This is a genomic window from Mesorhizobium sp. M0207 (genome assembly GCF_040321995.1).
In the GTDB taxonomy this organism is placed as follows: Bacteria; Pseudomonadota; Alphaproteobacteria; order Rhizobiales; family Rhizobiaceae; genus Mesorhizobium.
Genome location: NZ_JAMYSQ010000010.1, coordinates 52,502 through 70,838 on the forward strand (window position 1 = coordinate 52,502; position 18,337 = coordinate 70,838).

An 18,337-nucleotide genomic window follows, 5' to 3' on the forward strand; every position below is an offset into this window, starting at 1 on the left:
TCCAGCCAATATCAACTTGCGAGTTTAGCCGGGAAACCGGGTGCGCGCAGGTCGGTGCCGACGGCATCCTCGAGCAGTTTCACGATCATCGTCGACCAGGCGCTGCCGCTATAGGCCTGCTTGCCTTGCCTGAAGATTGCGTCGACGCGCGAGGCAAGCTCGAGCGGAACGCCGAATTTTTCACCCATGCCGAGGGCGAAGCCGAGATCCTTCAACGCCAGGTCCATGGTGAAGCCGATGTCGTAGGAGCCGTTCAGCACCAGCTGGCTTTCGGTCTCATGGACGAAGCTGTTGCCGGAGGAGGCGACGATGGCATGATAGGACTGGGCAAGGTCGAGCCCGCCCTTTTTGGCCAGCATCAGCGCTTCGCCGGCGGCGACCAGATGGATGAAGGCCAGCATGTTGGTGATGACCTTGATCACCGCCGCCGAGCCGACCGGACCCATCAGGAACGAGCGCGCGCACATCGCCTCGACGGCAGGGCGGTGGCGCGCATAAAGCGCTGTGTCGCCGCCGACCAGCGCGGTGATCTGTCCGACGGCTGCCAGATGCACGCCGCCGGTGACCGGGCATTCGAGCGTCTCGACGCCTCTTGCCGAGGCGAGGGATGCAAGGCGCAAGATCTCGTCTTGGCCATTGGTCGACATCTCGATCCAACTGCCGCCTGCGGGCAGGCCTTCGAGCAATCCGCCGGGGCCGGCCAGCACCGCCTCGCTGACTTTTGGCGAGGGCAGGAAGGTGATGGCATTGCCGGCGCGGCCAGCGGCATCAGCCGGGCTGTTGGCGGCATCGGCACCAAGCATCACCAGCCGCTCGACGGCCGCCTGGTCGAGGTCGAATACGGTGACGGCAAAGCCGTTGTGGATCAGGTTGGCGGCGAGCTGGCCGCCGAGATGGCCAAGACCGACGAAGGCATAGCTCTGACGCGCGCTCACGGCATCAACGGCGTCTGCAGCATCTGCAAATGCAGGTCCTTGCCGGTCCAGGGATGCGCCTCGCAGACGGCTTCGTCGAGTTCGACACCGAGGCCTGGCTCCTTCGACGGGATGACGTTGCCGTCCAGCCATTCGATCTTCTTCTTGAGCAGCTTCGCGTGAAAACCGTCCCACTGTTTCAGCGATTCCAGAATGAGGAAATTGGGCAGCGTCACCGCAAGCTGGATGTTGGCGGCGCCGACGATCGGTCCGCAGTAGCAGTGCGGCGCGACCTGAATGTGGTAGGCTTCGGCCATGGCGGCGATCTTTTTGGTTTCGAGAATGCCGCCGGAGCGGCCAAGGTCGGGCTGAAGAATGGTCGCCGCACGGTTCTCGATGACGCGGGCGAACTCAAATTTGGTTGTTAGCCGCTCGCCGGTGGCAATCGGGATCGAGGTCGCGCGGGCGACCTGCGCCATCACCTCGGGCATGTCGGGCGGCACCGGCTCCTCGAACCACAGCGGATCATAGGGCTCGATGGCGCGGGCGAGGCGCAGCGCGCCCGATGCGGTGAACTGGCCGTGCGTACCGAACAGGATGTCGGCCCTGGTGCCGACCGCCTCGCGGATCGCCTTGACCATGCGGGCGGAGAGGTCGATGTCGACGAGGCGCGGCTGGTGGCCGTCGAAGGCGGTGTAGGGGCCGGCTGGGTCAAGCTTGACCGCATTGAAACCCTGCTCGACATATTCGAGCGCGCAGGCGGCGGCCAGATCTGGGTCGTTATAGACGTTCTTGCCGCGGGCGTCCTCCGAATGGACGCTGCCGCTGTGCGGGTAGAGGTAGGTATAGGAACGCAGCGTTTCGTGTACCTGGCCGCCAAGCAGCTTGTAGACCGGCTTGCCGGCCTCCTTGCCGATGATGTCCCAGCAGGCGATTTCGAGCGCCGAGAAACAGCCCATGCCCGACACGTCGGGGCGCTGGGTGAAGCCGGACGAATAGGCGCGGCGGAAGAAGGTCTCAATATCGTGCGGGTCGCGGCCGATCAGATAACGCTCGGCCATATCCTCGACCATTTTCGCCGTGACATGGGCCGAGAAGGTGGCGTTGTAGGCCTCGCCATAGCCGACGACGCCGCCATCGGTGGTGAGCTTGACGAAGATGAAATACTTGCCGCCGATGCCGGGCGGCGGATTGCCCACCACCCAGGTCTTGACGTCGGTGATTTTCATTTTTGATCCTCCAGAACCAGTTCGGCGCCCTTCCATCCGGTCATGATCGCGGCGGCGTTGGTGTTGCCGGTTATGTTGTCCGGAAAGATCGAGGCGTCGATGACGCGCAACGCCTGGATGCCGTGTACCTTGAGGCGCGGATCGACGACGGCGCGCGCCGGGTCCGGCCCCATGCGGCAGGTCGAGACCGGGTGATAGACGGTGCCCGAGCGCTTCCTGAAATCCTGAATGAGATCCGCGTCGGAGGTGATCGAGGGACCGGGCAAAACCTCTTCCTCTATGATCTCCGCCATCGCTGGCATCGAGGCGATCTTCCGGACGAATTTCACCGCCGCCAGCATTTCAGCGACGTCCGCCTCGGTCGAAAAGGCATTGGCGACGATTTTGGGATAATCGCGCGGATTGGCGGAACGGATCATGATTTCGCCGCGGCTCGACGGACGGCAATTGGACAGTCCGATGGAAAAGCCCGGCCATGGATCGGGCGTCAGGATCGGGCGTTCGCCGCTCTTCGGAATGACGGTCGAAAACGCCTGGAAATAGAGCTGCATGTTGGGCCGTGCCGTGGCCGGATCGGTGCGAAAGAAGCCGCCGGCATTGTTCATCGACAGCGACAGCGGGCCCGACCGCAAAAACACGTATTGCATGCCGACCAGCAGCTTGCCCCACCACGGGCGCAGGATCTGGTTGAGCGTCGGCAGCCTGCCCTTGAACGTGTAGTTGATGCCGACATGGTCCTGCAGGTTTGCCCCGACATTCTCGTTGGCGTGAACGACGGGAATGCCGAGCGCGCCAAGAAGCGCCGACGGGCCGACACCGGAGAGCTGGAGAAGTTGGGGCGAATTGACCGAGCCGCCCGACAGGATGACCTCGCGGCCGGCGCGGGCGGTTTTCGTCGCGCCATTCTGGAGATATTCGATGCCGACGGCGCGTTTGCCCTCGAACAGGATCTTTGTCGCCAGTGCGTTGATCTCGACGCGGACGTTTTTGCGCTTCATCGCCGGGCGCAGGAAGGCGCGCGCCGCCGACATGCGGCGGCCGTTCCTGGTGGTGATCTGGTAGACGCCGACGCCTTCCTGGGAGGCGCCGTTGAAATCCGGGTTGAGCGGCAGGCCGGCCTGGTTGGCGGCGGCGAGATAGCGCTTGGTGAGCGGATGGACGGAGGTCGAGCAGTCGGTGACATGCAGCGGCCCGCCGACGCCGCGCCATTGGTCGGCGCCGGCCTGGTTATCCTCAAGCGCCTTGAAGGCGGGCAGCAGGTCGTCGAAGCCCCAGCCGGGATTGCCGGCCGCTGCCCAAGCGTCGAAATCCTCACGCGCGCCCCTGATCCAGACCATGGCGTTGATCGAGCTCGAGCCGCCGAGCAGCTTGCCGCGCGGCCAGTGGTCGACATTGCCGGCCAGGCCCGAATCCGGCTCGGCCTTGTAGTTCCAGTTGACCGCCGGGTCGAAGAAGGTCTTGCCGTAGCCGAGCGGCATCTGGACGTAGAAGCGACGGTCGCTGCCGCCGGCTTCCAGCACCAGCACCGAGAAGCGGCCGGAAGCCGACAATCTTTCGGCCAGGACCGAGCCGGCCGAACCGGAGCCGACGATGATGAAATCATAGGTCTGCATTGTGGCTGCGGCTGGCTCCGGAATTCAGCTCTAGCCTAGACTTGAGCGCGGCGCGGCGTCGCCGGGTCTTCCGGCATCCGATGTGAAAAAAGCGACTGGCAACTTCGTTTGAATTTCGACTTTCAGCGCCAAGAAGATTGATGAAGACCTAACTTGCCCACGCATCGAGTTGATTGAGGACAGCAATGGCTGGATAGGATTTCCGGTTGGGATAAGCACGCCTGTAATAGGCATTCCAATAGCTTGTGGCCTTGCTGCGCATTGCACGCATTACGTCTCGGTTCTGTCGGACAAAACTGGCATAGGCTGAAGCGTCCAGATCAGGTACTGCGGCGTAGATGTCTTCGGCGATTTCGACGACATATTCGCCCAACAGCAGAACGACGAAGGCGATGCTCCAACTTTCGTTCAGCGACAGGATCACTTTGGCTGATTTCTGCCGCAAAAAGCCATCTGTCGATCGTGTCAGCAGGCAATGCGACGGAAATGAAAAGCCAAGGTGATGCTCTCGCACGCTTGGCAGAAAATGTAACCGATAAGGAATATAGATGACCGCTCCATCAGAAATGAGATGTCGGGACGTCGTTCGGTAAGTGTCGTCGACAAAGGGCGTCAGCTCCTCCTCTGCCATGGTGGTCAACATGCTGAATGGGAAAGCTGACTTCGCAGCGCCCGAGAACGGCTTGCGTCGTGTGAACCAATCCACGTTGTGCCTCTGACCAAAAGTTGAAAACGATCCGGCTTCATTTCGAAGTGCCTGAGCTTCCTCGACAAGCGATCCAAGCATTACAGGCGATGATCGGCAATCTGCTTGAAATCATAGCGCATGATCGGGCGGGTCGGCGTTCTGCGAGCGACGACCCTGAACCCGGCGCGCGCGAAGGTGGAGGCATATCCGCTGCCGGAAGCACTCGGCGATACGTCGGCCTCGAAAGGATAGGCTTCGAGCGCAGGCACATTTGCGCGCCTTGCGATTTCCAGAGCCTCTCCAATCAGCTGGGATGTTACGCCTCGCCTGCGTTATCTTTTTCGCACGTAGAGGCAGGACAAAGACCAGACCGGCTTGTCATCCACGCGCTTGAGCTGCCACAGCCGATCGAGCCAGGGCAGGGCATCTCGCAGCGTCACCCGGCACCAGCCGACAGCCGTATCGCCGTCGAAAGCGAGCAAACCCGGAGGCGGACCATGCTGGACGGCCTGCCGGAACGCTGCCTTGTTTTCCTCGCCGGGTCGCTTTCGATAAGAACTGCCGATCCGTCCGTACATACACCAACAGCGACTGCAGACGGCGCTGTCACCGAACAGGTCCTCGAGCGCCGGCCACAGATCGGGCGTTAATGGGCGAAAGCCAAGTTCCATGTCAGCCGTCATCCGCTATTGATATTGCCCAGTCTAGCCTGCACTGCGCGCTAGCGCATCATAGGTTGCGGTCCATGCGGGGATGTTCAAACCGGGGTTTCACTCAGCGTCCCTGTCGTGCTCCATCTCAGCGCAGAAAACCAAGCACGGCCTCCATGAACTCGGTGGGGTACTCGACATTCGACAAGTGGACCGCGGGCAGGACAACCAGTTTCGCGCCAGGCACCGTCGCCGCGATCAACTCGCTATGGCTGGCGGCTGTCACAGTGTCGTGCCGGCCGGCGATCACCAACGTTGGCCTGGAAATCAGCGCTGCGGTTCGGCGAAGGTCCGCATCGCGAACCGCCGCGAACAGACCAGCCAAGCCTTGCCGGTCGATAGCCAGCAGCATGGCGCGAAATTCTTCGATGACGGGCCCGTTGGCCGCCAGCATTTTTTCAGGGAACCAGTTGCCCAGGAACATCTCGGCGGTTTCGGACATATCCGGCGCCTGCAGCACGGCGGCAATCCGCTCGTCAAACTGCTTTGCCGGTCCGAGGTAGGACGAGGTGTTGCTCAGGATCAAGCGCTCGATCCGCTCGGGCGCGTGGATGCCGAGCCACTGCCCGACGAAGCCGCCCAACGACAGACCGAGGAAGTGTACGCGTTCAATGCCCAGGGTGTCGAGCAACTCGATCACGTCGCGGCCAAGCCGGTCGAGCGAATAAGCGCCGGCCGGAACGCTCGACCCTCCGTGGCCGCGAAAATCATAGCGCAGAACACGGAAATGGTTCGACAGCTCGCCGACCTGCATGTCCCACATCCGCAGCGTCGTGGCGATGGAATTCGACAGCATCAGCACGGGCTTCCCGGCGTCGCCGTCGATGCGGTAGGCGATGCGTGTGCCATCGCCGACGGTCACGAAATCCAGCTCATTCATGGTGAATACACCTTTCTTCTTGGAGCGTTGAATGTGGCAAAGCCTAGCTGCGGCGCGCTTTTGATGATATTACAAAGATAGGACTATCTCTGTAATAGAAGCTGACATGGCCGAATTCACCCTGCACGACCTGCAATGCTTCGATGCCGTGGTCCGCTGCGGCGGCTTTCAGCCTGCGGCGGCCATGCTGCATCGCTCGCACCCGGCGGTGTTCGCAGCCGTTGCAAAGCTGGAGCGGCACCTCGATCTCGTTCTCCTGGATCGCAGCGGCTATCGCGTGCGCCCCACCGAGGCAGGGCTGTCGTTCCATCGCAGGGCACAATCGCTGCTGCGCGAGCTCGAGGGCTTGCGGCTTCATGCTGCTCAGCTGTCAATGGGCGAAGAAAGCGAGATCCATGTGGTGATCGGCGACCTTTGCCCGCGCCCGCAGGCATTGGGCATGCTCGGACGGTTCTTCGCCCAGTGTCCGGGCACACGCCTGCATCTGCACTTCGAGGCGGTGGGCGGCCCGTGGGAGCGCCTCTTCGATGACGAAGCCGATTTGATCCTGCACTGGATCGACAAGAGCGATCCGCGGGTGGAATGGATCGATCTGTGCAAGGTGCCCTTCGTCCCAGTAGTGGCGTCGGGCTTTCTGCCGGAGCGCATCAAGCACCCCATCACGCCGGATCAGATGCACGCGTTCACCCAATGTGTCATGCGCGACACGGCCCGCCATTCACCGCAACAAGACTACTTCATGATCGAGGGTGCGCCTCAATGCATGGTGGCCGATCAGGGCATGAAGAAGGAAATCATCCTGCAAGGCCTCGGATGGGGCCACATGCCCCGCTTCCTGATTGAGGAGGAACTGCGCGACGGACGCCTGCAATCCGTCGCCGGCCGTCATCTGCCAGGCCGCACCGAGGAGTTGGTGGTGGCGCGCCGCCGCGACCGGCCGCACGGGCCGATCTCGAACCGTCTGTGGGATTATATCGAGCAAGAGGCGCCGACGTTGCGCCGAGCGCTCGAACCCCGGCAACCTGTCCAGTAGGCGAAGCCAGGGCTCGGCGAGGCCGTTTAGCGGACGGCCGAACCAGCAGCCTTACCCGCTTAATTCGATTGCTGCATAAGCTGCAGCAGTGAACTGCATCCCATCGCTATTCCCGCTGTTTATGAGGCGGATTATTGATGTCGCAAGGAGTTGGCCATGAACCGCGCCGACCCCCGCCCAAGAGTGGTCCGAGCGGTCGGCATCCGCCCCGGCAGCGACGACGTAGTCTGGGACTAGCTTCATCTGCAATTCGAAGGACAAGACCATGAATATCGACCGTCGAACGTTCGGCATCGGCACCTTTAGTGCCGGTGCCCTGCTACTTTCCCCGATCAGCCTCTTTGGGAGCAACGCTGCGGCTATCGCCGCCCGGTCTCCGGCTTCGCTTGCGAGCGCCCACAGGTTCATGCTCGGCGACCTCGAGATCACAGCACTGAGCGACGGCTACCTCAATCTCGGCCTCGAACTCTTCCCTTCCGCAGATACGGCTGCCGCCGAAGCGCTGCTGGCAAAGGCATTCCTGCCAAAACCACTCCCGACCTCGGTCAATGCTTACCTTGTCACCAAAGGCGACAGACGGGTGCTGATCGATACCGGCACGGCATCGGCGATGGGGCCTATACTGGGACATATACCCGAGGCGCTCGCCGCCGCTGGCGTCAGGCCGGAAGAAATCGACACGGTAATCATCACCCACCTCCATCCCGACCATGCCAACGGCCTTGTCGGTATCGGCGGCAAGGCCGCCTTTCCGGCAGCGGAGGTCGTGGTTGCCGCGCCGGAATTCGCTTTCTGGCACGATGACGGGATCCTATCCAAGGCGCCCGACCAGATGAAGCCATACTTCGAAATAGCGCGCAAATCGCTGGTGCCTTACCATGGCAAGGTCCGGAAGATCGAAGGCGAAGTCGAGATCGCGCCCGGGATCAGGGCATTGCCTGCGCCCGGACACACGCCGGGGCATCTCGCGCTTCGAATTGGCTCTGGTGACGCCAACCTGCTGCTCTTCACTGACGTAATCCACGCCTCCGCGCTGCAATTTGCGCATCCGGAATGGGCAATCGCCTTCGACGTGGACCAGCAGGCCGCAATCGCCACACGCAAGAAGGTGCTCGACATGGTGTCGGCGGATGGCCTGCTCGTCGCAGGCATGCACCTGCCCTTTCCAGGCATCGGTCATGTTATTCGCGAGGGCAACGCCTATGCCTACGTCCCAACGCCCTGGCCCGCTTTGTGAAGCACGCCTATTGGTAAGCTTTCTTACCTCGGCCATGGAATGCAATCCTGCTGGTGCGCTCGTCTAGCTCCGCACAGCATCTTTTCAATACTGTCGACCGATAGCCGAACCTCAGGCCGCGACCTGTTCAGTGGCGCGTTGACCTGTCCGTGCCATGACGATACGGGATCGGGACAATCGGCTTCGAGAGGATTGGCCAAATGGTGCATTACGCGGACGGGCGGCCGATCGGCGATCTGACGCTGCGCACGCTGGCCATGCCTTCCGACGCCAATGCGGCAGGCGACATTTTTGGCGGCTGGGTGATGGCGCAGATGGATCTCGCCTGCGGCATCCGCGCCGCCGAGCGCGCCAAGGGCCGCGTGGTGACGGCGGCGGTGAAGGAAATGTCCTTCGCCAAGCCGATGAAGATCGGCGACACGCTGTGCATCTATACGCATGTCGAACGCGTCGGCCGCACCTCGATGACGCTCAAGGTCGAGGCCTGGGCGCAGCGCTATCTCTCCGACCTGATGGAGAAGGTCACCCATGCCGACTTCGTCATGGTGGCGCTGGACGGCGAAGGCAAGCCGAAGGCGGTTCCGGCCGAAGGCTGACCCGGCCTGATTCCAGAAGACGGATTTAAACAGCCGTCTCTCCCGCGCGGGGGATGCGGACAGCGATCCCGCGTGGTCTTTGGCTAACGGGTTCCCGCATGCGCGCCTGCAGCGCGACCGACGGGATCTTGGGAGGAAAGACAATGCGTCAACACATGCTGAACGCTGCCCTGGCGGGTGCCTTTGCAGCCTTGCTCTGCCTGTCGTCCGCAAGCGCTTTTGCCGAGGTCAAAAAAGGCGATCCAGGCGCCACCTGCACGTCGGAAAACCGCACCATCAACGGGCAGGCGGCCAAGTGCGAGATCTGCTCGGCGACGAAATGCGACACCAGCGGCACGACGGTGAGCAATTGCCGCAAGGAAACGACCACGACCTGCACAATTGGCGGCAGGGTGGTCAGTCCCAACCCGAAATGGAACCGGATCGAGAAGCTGCCGAAGAGCAAGATGCAGTTACAGCAGTAGCGCTCATCCGAGGCTCCCCGACAGGTTCAAACCCTTGCAGCGCAAGGGTTCAGCTGTGCATGGCGTCGAACTTCTCGCGCGCAGCCTTGACGCGCTGGGTGTTCTTGCGCGCCCATTCGCCGAGCGCATCGACCGGCACCAGCAGTTCGTAGCCAAGATCGGTCAATTCGTAGTCGACCCGCGGCGGGATGGTCGGGAACACGGTGCGGGTGACGAAGCCGTCGCGCTCGAGCCCGCGCAAGGTCGTGGTCAGCATCTTTTGCGAAATGCCGCCGACGGCGCTGCGCAACTCGTTGAAACGCAGCGGCCCGTTGCCAAGCTTGCCGACCACGAGCACCGTCCATTTGTCGCCGACGCGCTGCAGGATTTCCGAGATGGCGCGGCAGTCCTCGGTGCGGTGCGGGTGCCTTGGTAACAAAAAAGTGCCTCCTTGCACATTGAGCGGCCAGTTACTCATATAGCTCAGGTATCTAAACGATACCAGTATTCCCGTAAGGAGAGCCCCCTCTATGTCAAAACCCAAAATCGCCATCATCATTGGTTCAACCCGCGCGGCCCGCTTTGCCGACGTCCCGACCCAATGGATTGCCAAGATAGCCAAGTCGCACGCCGACATCGACGTTGAAGTCGTCGACCTGCGCGATTTCCCGCTGCCGTTCTTCGATGAGGTCGCATCCTCCGCCTGGGTGCCGTCGCAGAACGAAGTGGCGCAGCGCTGGCAAAAGAAGGTCGCCGGATTCGACGGCTTCATCTTCACCGCCGCGGAATACAATCATGGCCCGACGGCCGTGCTGAAGAACGCCATCGACTACGCCGCCAACGAGTGGAACAAGAAGCCGGCCGGCTTCGTCGGCTATGGCAGCGTCGGTGGCGCGCGCGCGGTCGAGCAGCTGAGGCTGCATGCGGTCGAGTTGCAGATGGCGCCGGTGAAGTCCGCCGTACACATCGCCTGGGCCGATTTCCTTGCCGTCAAGCAAGGCGACAAGAAGCTCGATGAGTTCGAGCACCTCAACCAGGCGGCAACCGCGCTGGTCAACGACATTGCATGGTGGGCCAGGGTGCTGAAGACGGCGCGTCAGGCCGATGCCGTCGCCGAGGAAGTCAAGGCGGCCTGAGCACAGGTTCGAGCAGTCCTCCCAAGGATTAATTCTCCCAAGCGTTGGGGCGGCGCACGCGCCGCCCCTTTTGTTCACACGGCATGGGCGTCCTGCGCTTGCCGTGGTCTGATGATGCAATCGGCAAGGCGGTCCATCTCATTCAGCTCGTCGGCGTGATGCTGGCCCCACTGGCAAAGTGCCAGCAGGATCGGCTCGAGGCTGAGGCCGAGCCGCGTCGCCGAATATTCGACGCGCGAAGGTATCTCGGCAAAGATCTCGCGGCGGACGAGGCCGTGCTCTTCCATTTCGCGAAGCTGCTGGATCAGCACTTTCTGGGTGATATCGGGCATCAGCGCCTGCAGCGCCGACAGCCGCCGGGGCGCGTCGAAGAGATGGTACAGGATGACCGCCTTCCAGCGGCCCGAAATCACTTTCAGCGCGCGCTCCGCCGGCAGCGTCGGCAGTCTCTTGATCAGCTTGGCCATGGTCACCTCCCGGTCAGCAGCGGACAAATCGGTGTGTAGTCGAAGCCAGGCAGATAGTGGCAAACAGCGGCCGATGCCAACAGCGATCGGTGCATGCGATGAGAGCCATTCAACTGAGCCGCTTCGGCGGGCCCGACGTTCTCGACGTAGTCGCGGTGCCGAAGCCTGAGCCGCAAGCCGGCGAGGTCTTGGTCCGCGTTCATGCGGCCGGGGTGAATTTCTTCGAAGTGCTGATGCGCGCGGATCGCTATGCGGTGACGCCGCAACTGCCGATGATCCCTGGCGTCGAGGCCGCCGGGATCGTGGAGGCGCTTGGGCAGGGGGTGGACGCTTCCTTGCTCGGCACGCGCGTCGCCGCGCCGTTGTTCGCCTCGAGCCGCCCGTTTGGCGGCTATGCCGAGTATGTGACGATCGACGCAAGCCTGGCCGTGCCCTTGCCGGATTCGCTCTCGTTCGAAAACGCGACGGCATTGATGGTGCAAGGACTGACGGCATTGTATCTATCGCGGCAAAGCCCGCCCGCCGGCAGATCGGTGCTGGTCGCCGCTGCCGCGGGCGGCGTCGGTTCGTTGCTCGTCCAGCTTGCCAAGCGCGCCGGCGCAAGCCGTGTCATCGCGGCAGCCGGCAGCAAGGCCAAGCTCGACCTTGCTTTGTCGCTGGGAGCCGATGCTGCCGTCGACTACAGCAACACGGATTGGCCGGTGCACGTCCGGGCAGCGACAGACGGCGCCGGCGTCGACATCATCTACGACATTGTCGGCGGCCCGCTGACGGCGGTTGCGCTGGAGGCTCTGGCACCTCGCGGAGAGTTGGTGTTTGCAGCACTTGGCAGATACGCGCTCGGCGCCCCGGAGATGGAGGCGATGATCGGCCGCAACCAGTCGCTGAAGGGTTTTGCCCTGCTGCCGTTGCTGTCTACGGACGGGCTCCGTGACGGCCTTTTGAAGCTTTTCGATCTGGCCGCTGGTGGTCAGCTTGTGGTGACCAAAGGTGGCCGCTTCCCGCTCGACCAGGCCAGCCACGCACATCGCCTGCTGGAGGACCGCGGCGCGACCGGCAAAGTCGTCTTGATACCTTAGTAGGTGCTCCGCAAGGATCCGGGATTGTGCCGTACAGGCCGTCAGCGAACCCGGTAGAACGGATTTGGCAGCAGGAACAGCTTCTCGGCATGCCCGCCGAACAGGTCGGATGGCTGGTCACCGACATTGGCAATTATCGTGTAGCCGGCCTTTTCGATTTCGGCCCTTATGGGTGCCTTGAAATCTGCGGCGGAGCCGTATTTGGCCCCAGGCTGGACCATGTAAAGGTGCTCGTAGCCGGCATAGCCGGCCGACTGCAGGTTCTGTTCGGTTGCCTGACGCTGGTCCTCCGGACGTCCGGTGATGAAGAACACCGCGACTTTCGCCGTTCGCGCCTGCCGGAAAACCTCCAGCACGGCGTCGATGGCCGGATCCTTCGCAAGCTGATCCCAGGCGGCCCAGCCACAGGGACCATCGATTGCGATGTCGCAGGCGCCGCCGATCGGGCGGCCGAAATTGTCACGTGTGATCACTTCCCAGTTGGCCAAAGCCGTCTCGTCGATATCGAGCACCAGTGCGGGGCGAGGCACCTCCATTGCGCGCTTGATGACCCAGTCGCCTGCCTGCTTCGCCACAGCGGCAAGGTCGCGGTCATAGTCGCCGGAATCATGATAATTGGCAGCCGCCAGCATCGCATCGCCGACATTGGCTGGCTGGGACGGGCTTGTGAGAAGGAGCGAGTCGGAACGTGCCGGCGCAGGAACATTTGTGCCAATCATCAGCACGATTGCCCCGGCACGCGCAATTCTATTCCAACCAATCGCCCGCATCACGAGACTTTGCTGTCACGAGAAGTCGGCTGTCAAGCGAGGTCTTCCAAAGGTAGTGTCTCAGTTTGAAATTTGAAATATGCGAAAGCGCCTATCCCGGTTTGCTCGCCTAGGCGAAACCGCCTATGTGCTCAGCGGAAAGCATGGAAGGCACCCAATGTCAGATCCGATTCAGTTGCTACCATTCGCCTTGTTGACAGTCCTCACAGCAATCCCCGCGTGGGTGCTGTTTGGGCGACTAAGAATGTCTCGGGCGTGGGTGCTTCTCTCTGTGGTCCCGTTGGGAATGATAATCATTCTCTGGGTCGTCGCGTATAAGCGCTGGCCAATTCAGGAGGCAGCAATTGCCCACCGGACCTAAAGGCCAGAAGCGCCCCGCCGATGTGATCGGCAACGCCGTCCGCGTCATGCGCATGCAAGACTCCTGCGAGGAAGTCGTGCTTCGGTGGCCAGGCACGCCGCCACCGCCTGACTACGATGGACCGTCGTCTTAATTTCAAACTGAGACACTACCCTTCCACAGGTCCTCGAGACCGCGACGCTGAATTGGACATTCCAGATGCCGAATGTCTCTATGGGTTGCTGCACGCTACACGATTTCCGCCGTCGCGGTCTTTGCCTCCAAACAGGTGACGCACCGCCGGAACCGCCGGTCGAAATGCGTCACCCGAAAATCATGGCCGTCACGCGCTTTGCCGTGCCCTACGCCGCCTGAACGATCTCGACCAGTTCAACGTCGAACACGAGATCGCGCCCGGCCAACGGATGATTGCCGTCGAGCTTGACGCTGGTGTCGTCCACGCCGACGACTGTTACCGGCATCGGGCGCCCTTCCGGGGTTCTGACCTGCAGTCGAGCGCCGATATCGACATTGATGTTGTCTGGTACGCGGGCGCGGTCGACGGTCATGACCGCTTCGGGGCGGTGGGGGCCATAGGCGGCGTCGGCGGGAATGGTGACGGTGCTTTTCGCGCCCACCTCCATACCCTCGACATGGGTTTCGAGACCGGCGATCACTTGTCCTTCACCCAACGTGAATTGCAGCGGTTCGTTGCCGGAAGAATCGAACTGAGTGCCGTCAGCCAGGCGGCCATTGTAATTGATGCGCACGGTGTCGCCATTCTTGGCCTGTGTCATGATAGCCATCCTTTGAAAGTTTCGAGGGGCCGGCCAGAGCTCACGGTCCCGTCCTCGATCATCCACACACTTAGGTGCGCGGCGCGAAACGCTAAAACTAGGGACCTGGCTGCCGATGTAAACCCCGATTGCGCGACGCCGGCATGACCCGCCGGCGTTCGTCGCCTTCGGCAGCAGTGCACCGGTCTAGCAGTCATGCCGGCTCAGCCCATCCAGGCGGCGTGCAAATGGCGGCTAGATCAGGTTATGGCCGCCATCGATGCGGATCGTCTCGCCGGTCGTGAAGTCGCTTTCCATGAGGTAGAGGTAGGCGGCGGCGACGTCCGCAGCGGTCGGAATTTTTCTCGATGGCAACCGGGCAGCCATGTCGGCAAAGAAGCTGGATTTGGCTTCTCCAACAATGTCCCACATCGGTGTATCGACCCATCCGGGCGACACGACATTGACGCGCGTCGGGGCCAGTTCGAGCGCCAGGGCGCGGGCGAAGTAGCTGAATGAACCGGCAATCGCGGAGACGACCGAGCCTCCCGGCACCGGCGGCCGATCCTTATTTATTCCCGAGGTGAAGGTCATCGAGCCGCCGGCTTTCAGGGTGCGCACAGCATGCTTGGAGAGCATGACAGCGCCAATCAGCTTGTTATCGACGAAGCCTCGCACAGCCTCCATGTCGGTACTGCCGATCGGATCGCCGGGCGGCAGTGTTCCGGCGGTCGATACGAGGTGATCGAAGGGACCGACCTCGTCGAACAGGCGAGCGACGTCCGCTTCGTCGGTCATGTCGGCGACCACGCTGGTCACGCGGCCCGCATTGAGCGTCCGTTCGGCAGCCAGCAGTTTCTCGGGCGAGCGTCCGACGATCACGAGCTTCGCTCCGCCGTTGAGAGCAGCTTCCGCGACGCCGAGACCGATGCCGGAACTACCGCCGACGACGATGACTTTCCTGTCCACGAGCGATGTCATGAGGGTTCTCCGTTCGTTGCGATTGCGGTGAGGGTCAGGCCTTGCCGGCATAGGCGGCTTCGAGGTCGGCGATGATGATCTTGCGCATCCCGTACATCGCCTGCCGGACGCGGTTGGCCTTTTCGCGATCCGGATCGGCACTGAGCCGCGGCAGGATTTCCGGGATGACCTGCCGTAGACGCCGTATCTGTCGGTGAGCCAGCCGCAGGGTTGTGCCTTGCCGCCGCCGGCGGTGAGCGCCTCATAGTAGTAGTCGGTCTCGGCCTGGTCCCTGGTCTCGATGTAAAGCGAGAGCCGCTCGTTGAAGGGCGGCTGCGGCCCGGCATTGAGCGCAGTAAGGTGCAGTCCTTCGAGCTCGAAATCGAAGGTGGCATGCGGGACCGTCTTGTTGGTTCCGGACACCCAGTCGGTGTATTCGATGGTCTGGAGCGCTTTGCTGTTCTTGAAGACCGAGAGATAGAAATCGCGGGCTTGCTCCGCGTCGGTGTTGAACCAGAGGAATGGGTGGATGGTGGCCATGTCCGTTCTCCATTAATTCCTTGCGACAGCGATCTTTGGCGAAGAGCCTGTCCGCTGTTGCTTTCGTTCAGGCTAGCGGTGGTCCGACGGCCGATAGACCGAACCGTCCCAGTCGCGGGCAAACCCGAGGTCTTCGAGCCGGCGGGTGGAGAAGCGTGCAATCTGCCGCCCGGTCCGGCGCCGGCTGCTCGAGGCGAAAATGCGGCCGGCCATGCCGGTCAGGACGTCGACGATGGCTTCAACTCGTTTGGCGTTCATGGTGCTCTCCCAGAGTGGCGGCAGTTTTGGTTTCAGCAGTTGCCCCGCGACTTTCGTCAGCGAGAGTATCAGTCACATCAAACTCGCCTTTTGCAGCGGCGGTGAATGACTGATTACGAGAGCAAACATGCCGGCTTCTGGCCTGGACGACAAACGACTTATCGGCGACAATCTGTGAGCATCACTCACACGTACAGGTATCGATCCATGCCCCGGAAGCTGCCTCCCCTCACCACTTTGCCAAGTTTCGAGGCCGCGGCGCGCCTGTTGAGTTTCTCCAAGGCGGCAGAGGAACTTCATGTCACCCACGGTGCGATCAGCCGGGCGATCAAGAATCTTGAGGATCAGCTCGGTGTGCAGCTGTTCGAGCGCGGTACGCGTTCGGTGAGTCTGACAGCCGTTGGCGAGCCCTATGCGCGGGCGGTGCGCGAGGCGCTCGCCCAGTTGGCCACCGCCACCGCTGCAGCAACAGCCCGCTATTCGAGCTCGACATTGAACGTCAGCACCTCCGATGGCTTCGCGGGGAGATGGCTGGTGCCGCGCCTCTATCGCTTTCACCGTGCGCATGGCGACGTCGATGTGCGGGTTTCGACAAGCGGGAAGCTGACCAACTTCCTCGGCGACGGCATCGATGTCGCCGTCCGTTATGGCAACGGAAACTATCCGGGGCTCACGTCAGAGTTCCTCACCGGCGAGGAGGTGTTTCCAGTGTGCAGCCCAAAGCTTCTTGAGGGTGCACATCCGCTCCGCACGCCTCAGGACCTCAAACACCACACGCTGATCCGTGACAGCTTTCCGATCGACTGGGCGACCTGGCTGGCTAGCGCCGGGGTCGAGGGCGTGGACCCGCAGAGCGGGATTACCTTTGACTCTGCCACCTTTGCCATGGAGTCGGCCGCACAAGGCGAGGGGGTGGTGCTCGGCCGGACCATGCTCGTTGCGGCCGACCTTGCCGCCGGGCGACTCGTCCGCCCCTTCGGCCACGCCCTGAAATCCCCCTCCAGCTTCTATTTCGTCTACCCGCCAGAGGCGATCCGTCAGCGCAAAGTCAAGGCTTTTCGGGATTGGCTGCTCTCAGAAGTCACGCCGCAAATGGACTGACGGGAAGGCCGAGAGAACAGGATCGTCTATATCGCGCAGTCACCATCGGCCCGCCCGAAATGCGGTGACGATCCAGGCACGCGAGTTGAAAAGCACACCGTCCGCGGTCAAATGCGTGTCGAGCAGATCGCGCAACCGCCGCAGCGCCGCGTCGACATCCACATCCGCGCGGGCGAGCGGATCCTTGACCAGTTGCAGGCCAAGCAAAGCGTCATAGGCCGCATCGACGTCCTGGCCGTAGAAGACCGGCTCATGCACTTCGGCAAAGTCGACCGAAACAAAACCGGATGCACGCAAGATTTCCGCGGTGATGGCGGGGTCGCCAAGCGAAAACGGGGTGGCGGCGCCCCTCGATATGGCGGTCCCCGGCGCAATTGCCCGCTGAATGGCAGTTGCCCATTCGTTACGGTCCTGGCATTGCCATACCATCCACACAAGACGTGCCCCTGGTCGCATCGCCCGGGCGATATTGGCGAACGCCGCCGCGGGGTCGGCAAAGAACATCACTCCAAACCGACTAATGCACAGATCGAAACCGTCGCGCGGAAATACCAGCAATTGCGCATCGCCGCGCTCAAAGGCGACGTTTCGCAATCCCTCTTTCGCGCTACACTTCCGGGCGATCTCGAGCATCTGCGCCGATACGTCCACGCCGAGCACGCTGCCTTCCACCGCGACACGGGCAGCATCACGAGAGGATTGTCCCGAACCGCATCCGATATCGAGCACGCGATCGCGCGTTCCCACCTTGACCGCAGCCCTGAAGACCTCGTTGTGCCGTCGCAGTTCGGCGTCGTAAAACGCAGCGCAGTTCAGCACCATCGCACGCCTGCCTGGAGATGATGGGCCGGCAGCATTTCCGGCCGCTCTGCCCTGATCTTTTCGCGTCGGGCCACCCGAAACTGTCAGCCGCGCCGCGCCGCCTCGATCGCTGCAACGTCGATTTTCTTCATCTCCATCATCGCCTCGAATGCGCGCTTTGCTTCATCGCCGCCGGCGGCCATCGCTTCGGTCAGCACGCGCGGCGTGATTTGCCAGGAGATGCCCCATTTGTCCTTGCACCAGCCGCAGGCACTTTCCTGGCCGCCATTGCCGACGATGGCGTTCCAATAGCGGTCGGTCTCCTGCTGATCGTCGGTGGCGATCTGGAAGGAGAAGGCTTCGTTGTGCTTAAACGCGGGCCCGCCATTGAGGCCGAGACAGGGGATGCCGGCGACCGTGAACTCGACCGTCAGCACGTCGCCTGCCTTGCCGGACGGGTAGTCGCTGGGAGCGCGGTGGACGGATTTCACCGAACTGTCGGGAAAAATCTCGGAATAGAAGCGGGCCGCAGCCTCGGCGTCCTTGTCGTACCAAAGGCAGATCGTGTTCTTTGCGATTGTCATTGCTGGTCCCTTTGCTTTCGAAATCAATCTGGGCTTTTGAAATCAACCCGGGTTGCATCGGCGTTGCACCGGACATGGAAATGCGCTCGTGCCATCGACGTTCCGACAGCAGCAGCTGCCCGGAATCAAGGTACCACGGCTGGTGCTTTCAGGACCAGATACGGGCAGTGACTCGAACCGGC

General features: G+C 62.2%; 22 protein-coding genes. 7 read left to right on the plus strand and 15 right to left on the minus strand.

Annotation, left to right across the window (positions count from 1 at the left end; translation table 11 throughout):
* Positions 1–11 precede the first annotated feature (11 nt).
* The 7 genes from NKJ15_RS15530 to NKJ15_RS15560 form a co-directional block, all read right to left on the minus strand.
* On the minus strand, positions 12–935 hold the full coding sequence (locus NKJ15_RS15530; protein ID WP_352816080.1) for an NAD(P)-dependent oxidoreductase: 924 nt from the start codon (positions 933–935) through the stop codon (positions 12–14).
* Positions 932–2,143, minus strand: coding sequence for a mandelate racemase/muconate lactonizing enzyme family protein (locus NKJ15_RS15535; RefSeq protein WP_352816082.1), 1,212 nt, complete (start codon positions 2,141–2,143; stop codon positions 932–934). The genes NKJ15_RS15530 and NKJ15_RS15535 overlap by 4 nt, the downstream gene beginning before the upstream one ends.
* The gene (locus NKJ15_RS15540) at positions 2,140–3,756 is read right to left on the minus strand and encodes a GMC family oxidoreductase (protein ID WP_352816084.1); all 1,617 of its coding nucleotides are present in this window, start codon (positions 3,754–3,756) and stop codon (positions 2,140–2,142) included. Before NKJ15_RS15540 ends, NKJ15_RS15535 begins: the two co-directional genes overlap by 4 nt.
* A gap of 148 nt (positions 3,757–3,904) precedes the next feature.
* The gene (locus NKJ15_RS15545; protein ID WP_352541034.1) at positions 3,905–4,462 is read right to left on the minus strand and encodes a hypothetical protein; all 558 of its coding nucleotides are present in this window, start codon (positions 4,460–4,462) and stop codon (positions 3,905–3,907) included.
* Between the two features lie 80 nt (positions 4,463–4,542).
* On the minus strand, positions 4,543–4,713 hold the full coding sequence (locus tag NKJ15_RS15550) for a hypothetical protein (RefSeq protein ID WP_352816086.1): 171 nt from the start codon (positions 4,711–4,713) through the stop codon (positions 4,543–4,545).
* 63 nt (positions 4,714–4,776) lie between these two features.
* The gene (locus NKJ15_RS15555; RefSeq protein ID WP_352816088.1) at positions 4,777–5,115 is read right to left on the minus strand and encodes a hypothetical protein; all 339 of its coding nucleotides are present in this window, start codon (positions 5,113–5,115) and stop codon (positions 4,777–4,779) included.
* Positions 5,116–5,242: 127 nt separating this feature from the next.
* Positions 5,243–6,034 carry an alpha/beta fold hydrolase gene (locus tag NKJ15_RS15560; RefSeq protein ID WP_352816090.1) on the minus strand — a complete coding sequence of 264 codons (792 nt, stop codon included), beginning with the start codon at positions 6,032–6,034 and terminating at the stop codon, positions 5,243–5,245.
* A gap of 106 nt (positions 6,035–6,140) precedes the next feature.
* Between NKJ15_RS15560 and NKJ15_RS15565 the strand changes: the two genes are divergently transcribed.
* From NKJ15_RS15565 to NKJ15_RS15580, 4 genes are all read left to right on the plus strand, one after another.
* Positions 6,141–7,067, plus strand: a complete 927-nt coding sequence (locus NKJ15_RS15565) for a LysR family transcriptional regulator (RefSeq protein ID WP_352450469.1) — start codon at positions 6,141–6,143, stop codon at positions 7,065–7,067.
* Positions 7,068–7,332: 265 nt separating this feature from the next.
* Positions 7,333–8,304, plus strand: a complete 972-nt coding sequence (locus NKJ15_RS15570; protein ID WP_352450468.1) for an MBL fold metallo-hydrolase — start codon at positions 7,333–7,335, stop codon at positions 8,302–8,304.
* A gap of 200 nt (positions 8,305–8,504) precedes the next feature.
* Positions 8,505–8,900: an acyl-CoA thioesterase gene (locus tag NKJ15_RS15575; RefSeq protein ID WP_023678380.1), complete on the plus strand. Its 396-nt coding sequence runs from the start codon at positions 8,505–8,507 to the stop codon at positions 8,898–8,900.
* A 143-nt stretch (positions 8,901–9,043) separates the two neighbouring features.
* Positions 9,044–9,364, plus strand: coding sequence for a hypothetical protein (locus NKJ15_RS15580; RefSeq protein WP_352450467.1), 321 nt, complete (start codon positions 9,044–9,046; stop codon positions 9,362–9,364).
* A 49-nt stretch (positions 9,365–9,413) separates the two neighbouring features.
* Here NKJ15_RS15580 and NKJ15_RS15585 read toward each other — a convergent pair whose 3' ends face one another.
* Positions 9,414–9,782, minus strand: a complete 369-nt coding sequence (locus tag NKJ15_RS15585; protein WP_352450465.1) for a winged helix-turn-helix transcriptional regulator — start codon at positions 9,780–9,782, stop codon at positions 9,414–9,416.
* Between the two features lie 91 nt (positions 9,783–9,873).
* Between NKJ15_RS15585 and NKJ15_RS15590 the strand changes: the two genes are divergently transcribed.
* Positions 9,874–10,479 carry an NADPH-dependent FMN reductase gene (locus NKJ15_RS15590; protein WP_023678377.1) on the plus strand — a complete coding sequence of 202 codons (606 nt, stop codon included), beginning with the start codon at positions 9,874–9,876 and terminating at the stop codon, positions 10,477–10,479.
* A gap of 74 nt (positions 10,480–10,553) precedes the next feature.
* Here the strand turns inward: NKJ15_RS15590 and NKJ15_RS15595 are convergent, their stop codons facing one another.
* Entirely contained in the window at positions 10,554–10,946 is a 393-nt protein-coding gene (locus tag NKJ15_RS15595) for a winged helix-turn-helix transcriptional regulator (protein WP_352683518.1), read from the minus strand.
* A gap of 98 nt (positions 10,947–11,044) precedes the next feature.
* On the opposite strand from NKJ15_RS15595, the gene NKJ15_RS15600 reads away from it, so the two are divergent.
* A complete protein-coding gene (locus NKJ15_RS15600) occupies positions 11,045–12,025 on the plus strand; it encodes a quinone oxidoreductase family protein (RefSeq protein WP_352744433.1) in 981 nt (326 codons plus the stop codon).
* A 41-nt stretch (positions 12,026–12,066) separates the two neighbouring features.
* Here the strand turns inward: NKJ15_RS15600 and NKJ15_RS15605 are convergent, their stop codons facing one another.
* The 4 genes from NKJ15_RS15605 to NKJ15_RS15625 form a co-directional block, all read right to left on the minus strand.
* On the minus strand, positions 12,067–12,657 hold the full coding sequence (locus NKJ15_RS15605; RefSeq protein WP_352684341.1) for an HAD family acid phosphatase: 591 nt from the start codon (positions 12,655–12,657) through the stop codon (positions 12,067–12,069).
* 840 nt (positions 12,658–13,497) lie between these two features.
* Positions 13,498–13,932 carry an FKBP-type peptidyl-prolyl cis-trans isomerase gene (locus tag NKJ15_RS15610; RefSeq protein ID WP_352450461.1) on the minus strand — a complete coding sequence of 145 codons (435 nt, stop codon included), beginning with the start codon at positions 13,930–13,932 and terminating at the stop codon, positions 13,498–13,500.
* A 234-nt stretch (positions 13,933–14,166) separates the two neighbouring features.
* Positions 14,167–15,411, minus strand: coding sequence for an SDR family oxidoreductase (locus NKJ15_RS32990; protein WP_502906912.1), 1,245 nt, complete (start codon positions 15,409–15,411; stop codon positions 14,167–14,169).
* Between the two features lie 72 nt (positions 15,412–15,483).
* The gene (locus NKJ15_RS15625) at positions 15,484–15,669 is read right to left on the minus strand and encodes a DUF1127 domain-containing protein (protein WP_352816095.1); all 186 of its coding nucleotides are present in this window, start codon (positions 15,667–15,669) and stop codon (positions 15,484–15,486) included.
* Positions 15,670–15,876: 207 nt separating this feature from the next.
* Here NKJ15_RS15625 and gcvA point away from each other — a divergent pair, with 207 nt between their 5' ends.
* Positions 15,877–16,770, plus strand: a complete 894-nt coding sequence (gene gcvA, locus NKJ15_RS15630) for a transcriptional regulator GcvA (protein WP_352450458.1) — start codon at positions 15,877–15,879, stop codon at positions 16,768–16,770.
* A 39-nt stretch (positions 16,771–16,809) separates the two neighbouring features.
* Here gcvA and NKJ15_RS15635 read toward each other — a convergent pair whose 3' ends face one another.
* Together NKJ15_RS15635 and NKJ15_RS15640 are read right to left on the minus strand one after the other, a co-directional pair.
* Positions 16,810–17,592 carry a class I SAM-dependent methyltransferase gene (locus NKJ15_RS15635; protein WP_352816097.1) on the minus strand — a complete coding sequence of 261 codons (783 nt, stop codon included), beginning with the start codon at positions 17,590–17,592 and terminating at the stop codon, positions 16,810–16,812.
* 83 nt (positions 17,593–17,675) lie between these two features.
* Positions 17,676–18,149 (minus strand): VOC family protein, encoded by a 474-nt coding sequence (locus NKJ15_RS15640; RefSeq protein WP_352450557.1) that lies wholly within the window; start codon positions 18,147–18,149, stop codon positions 17,676–17,678.
* Positions 18,150–18,337 lie beyond the last annotated feature (188 nt).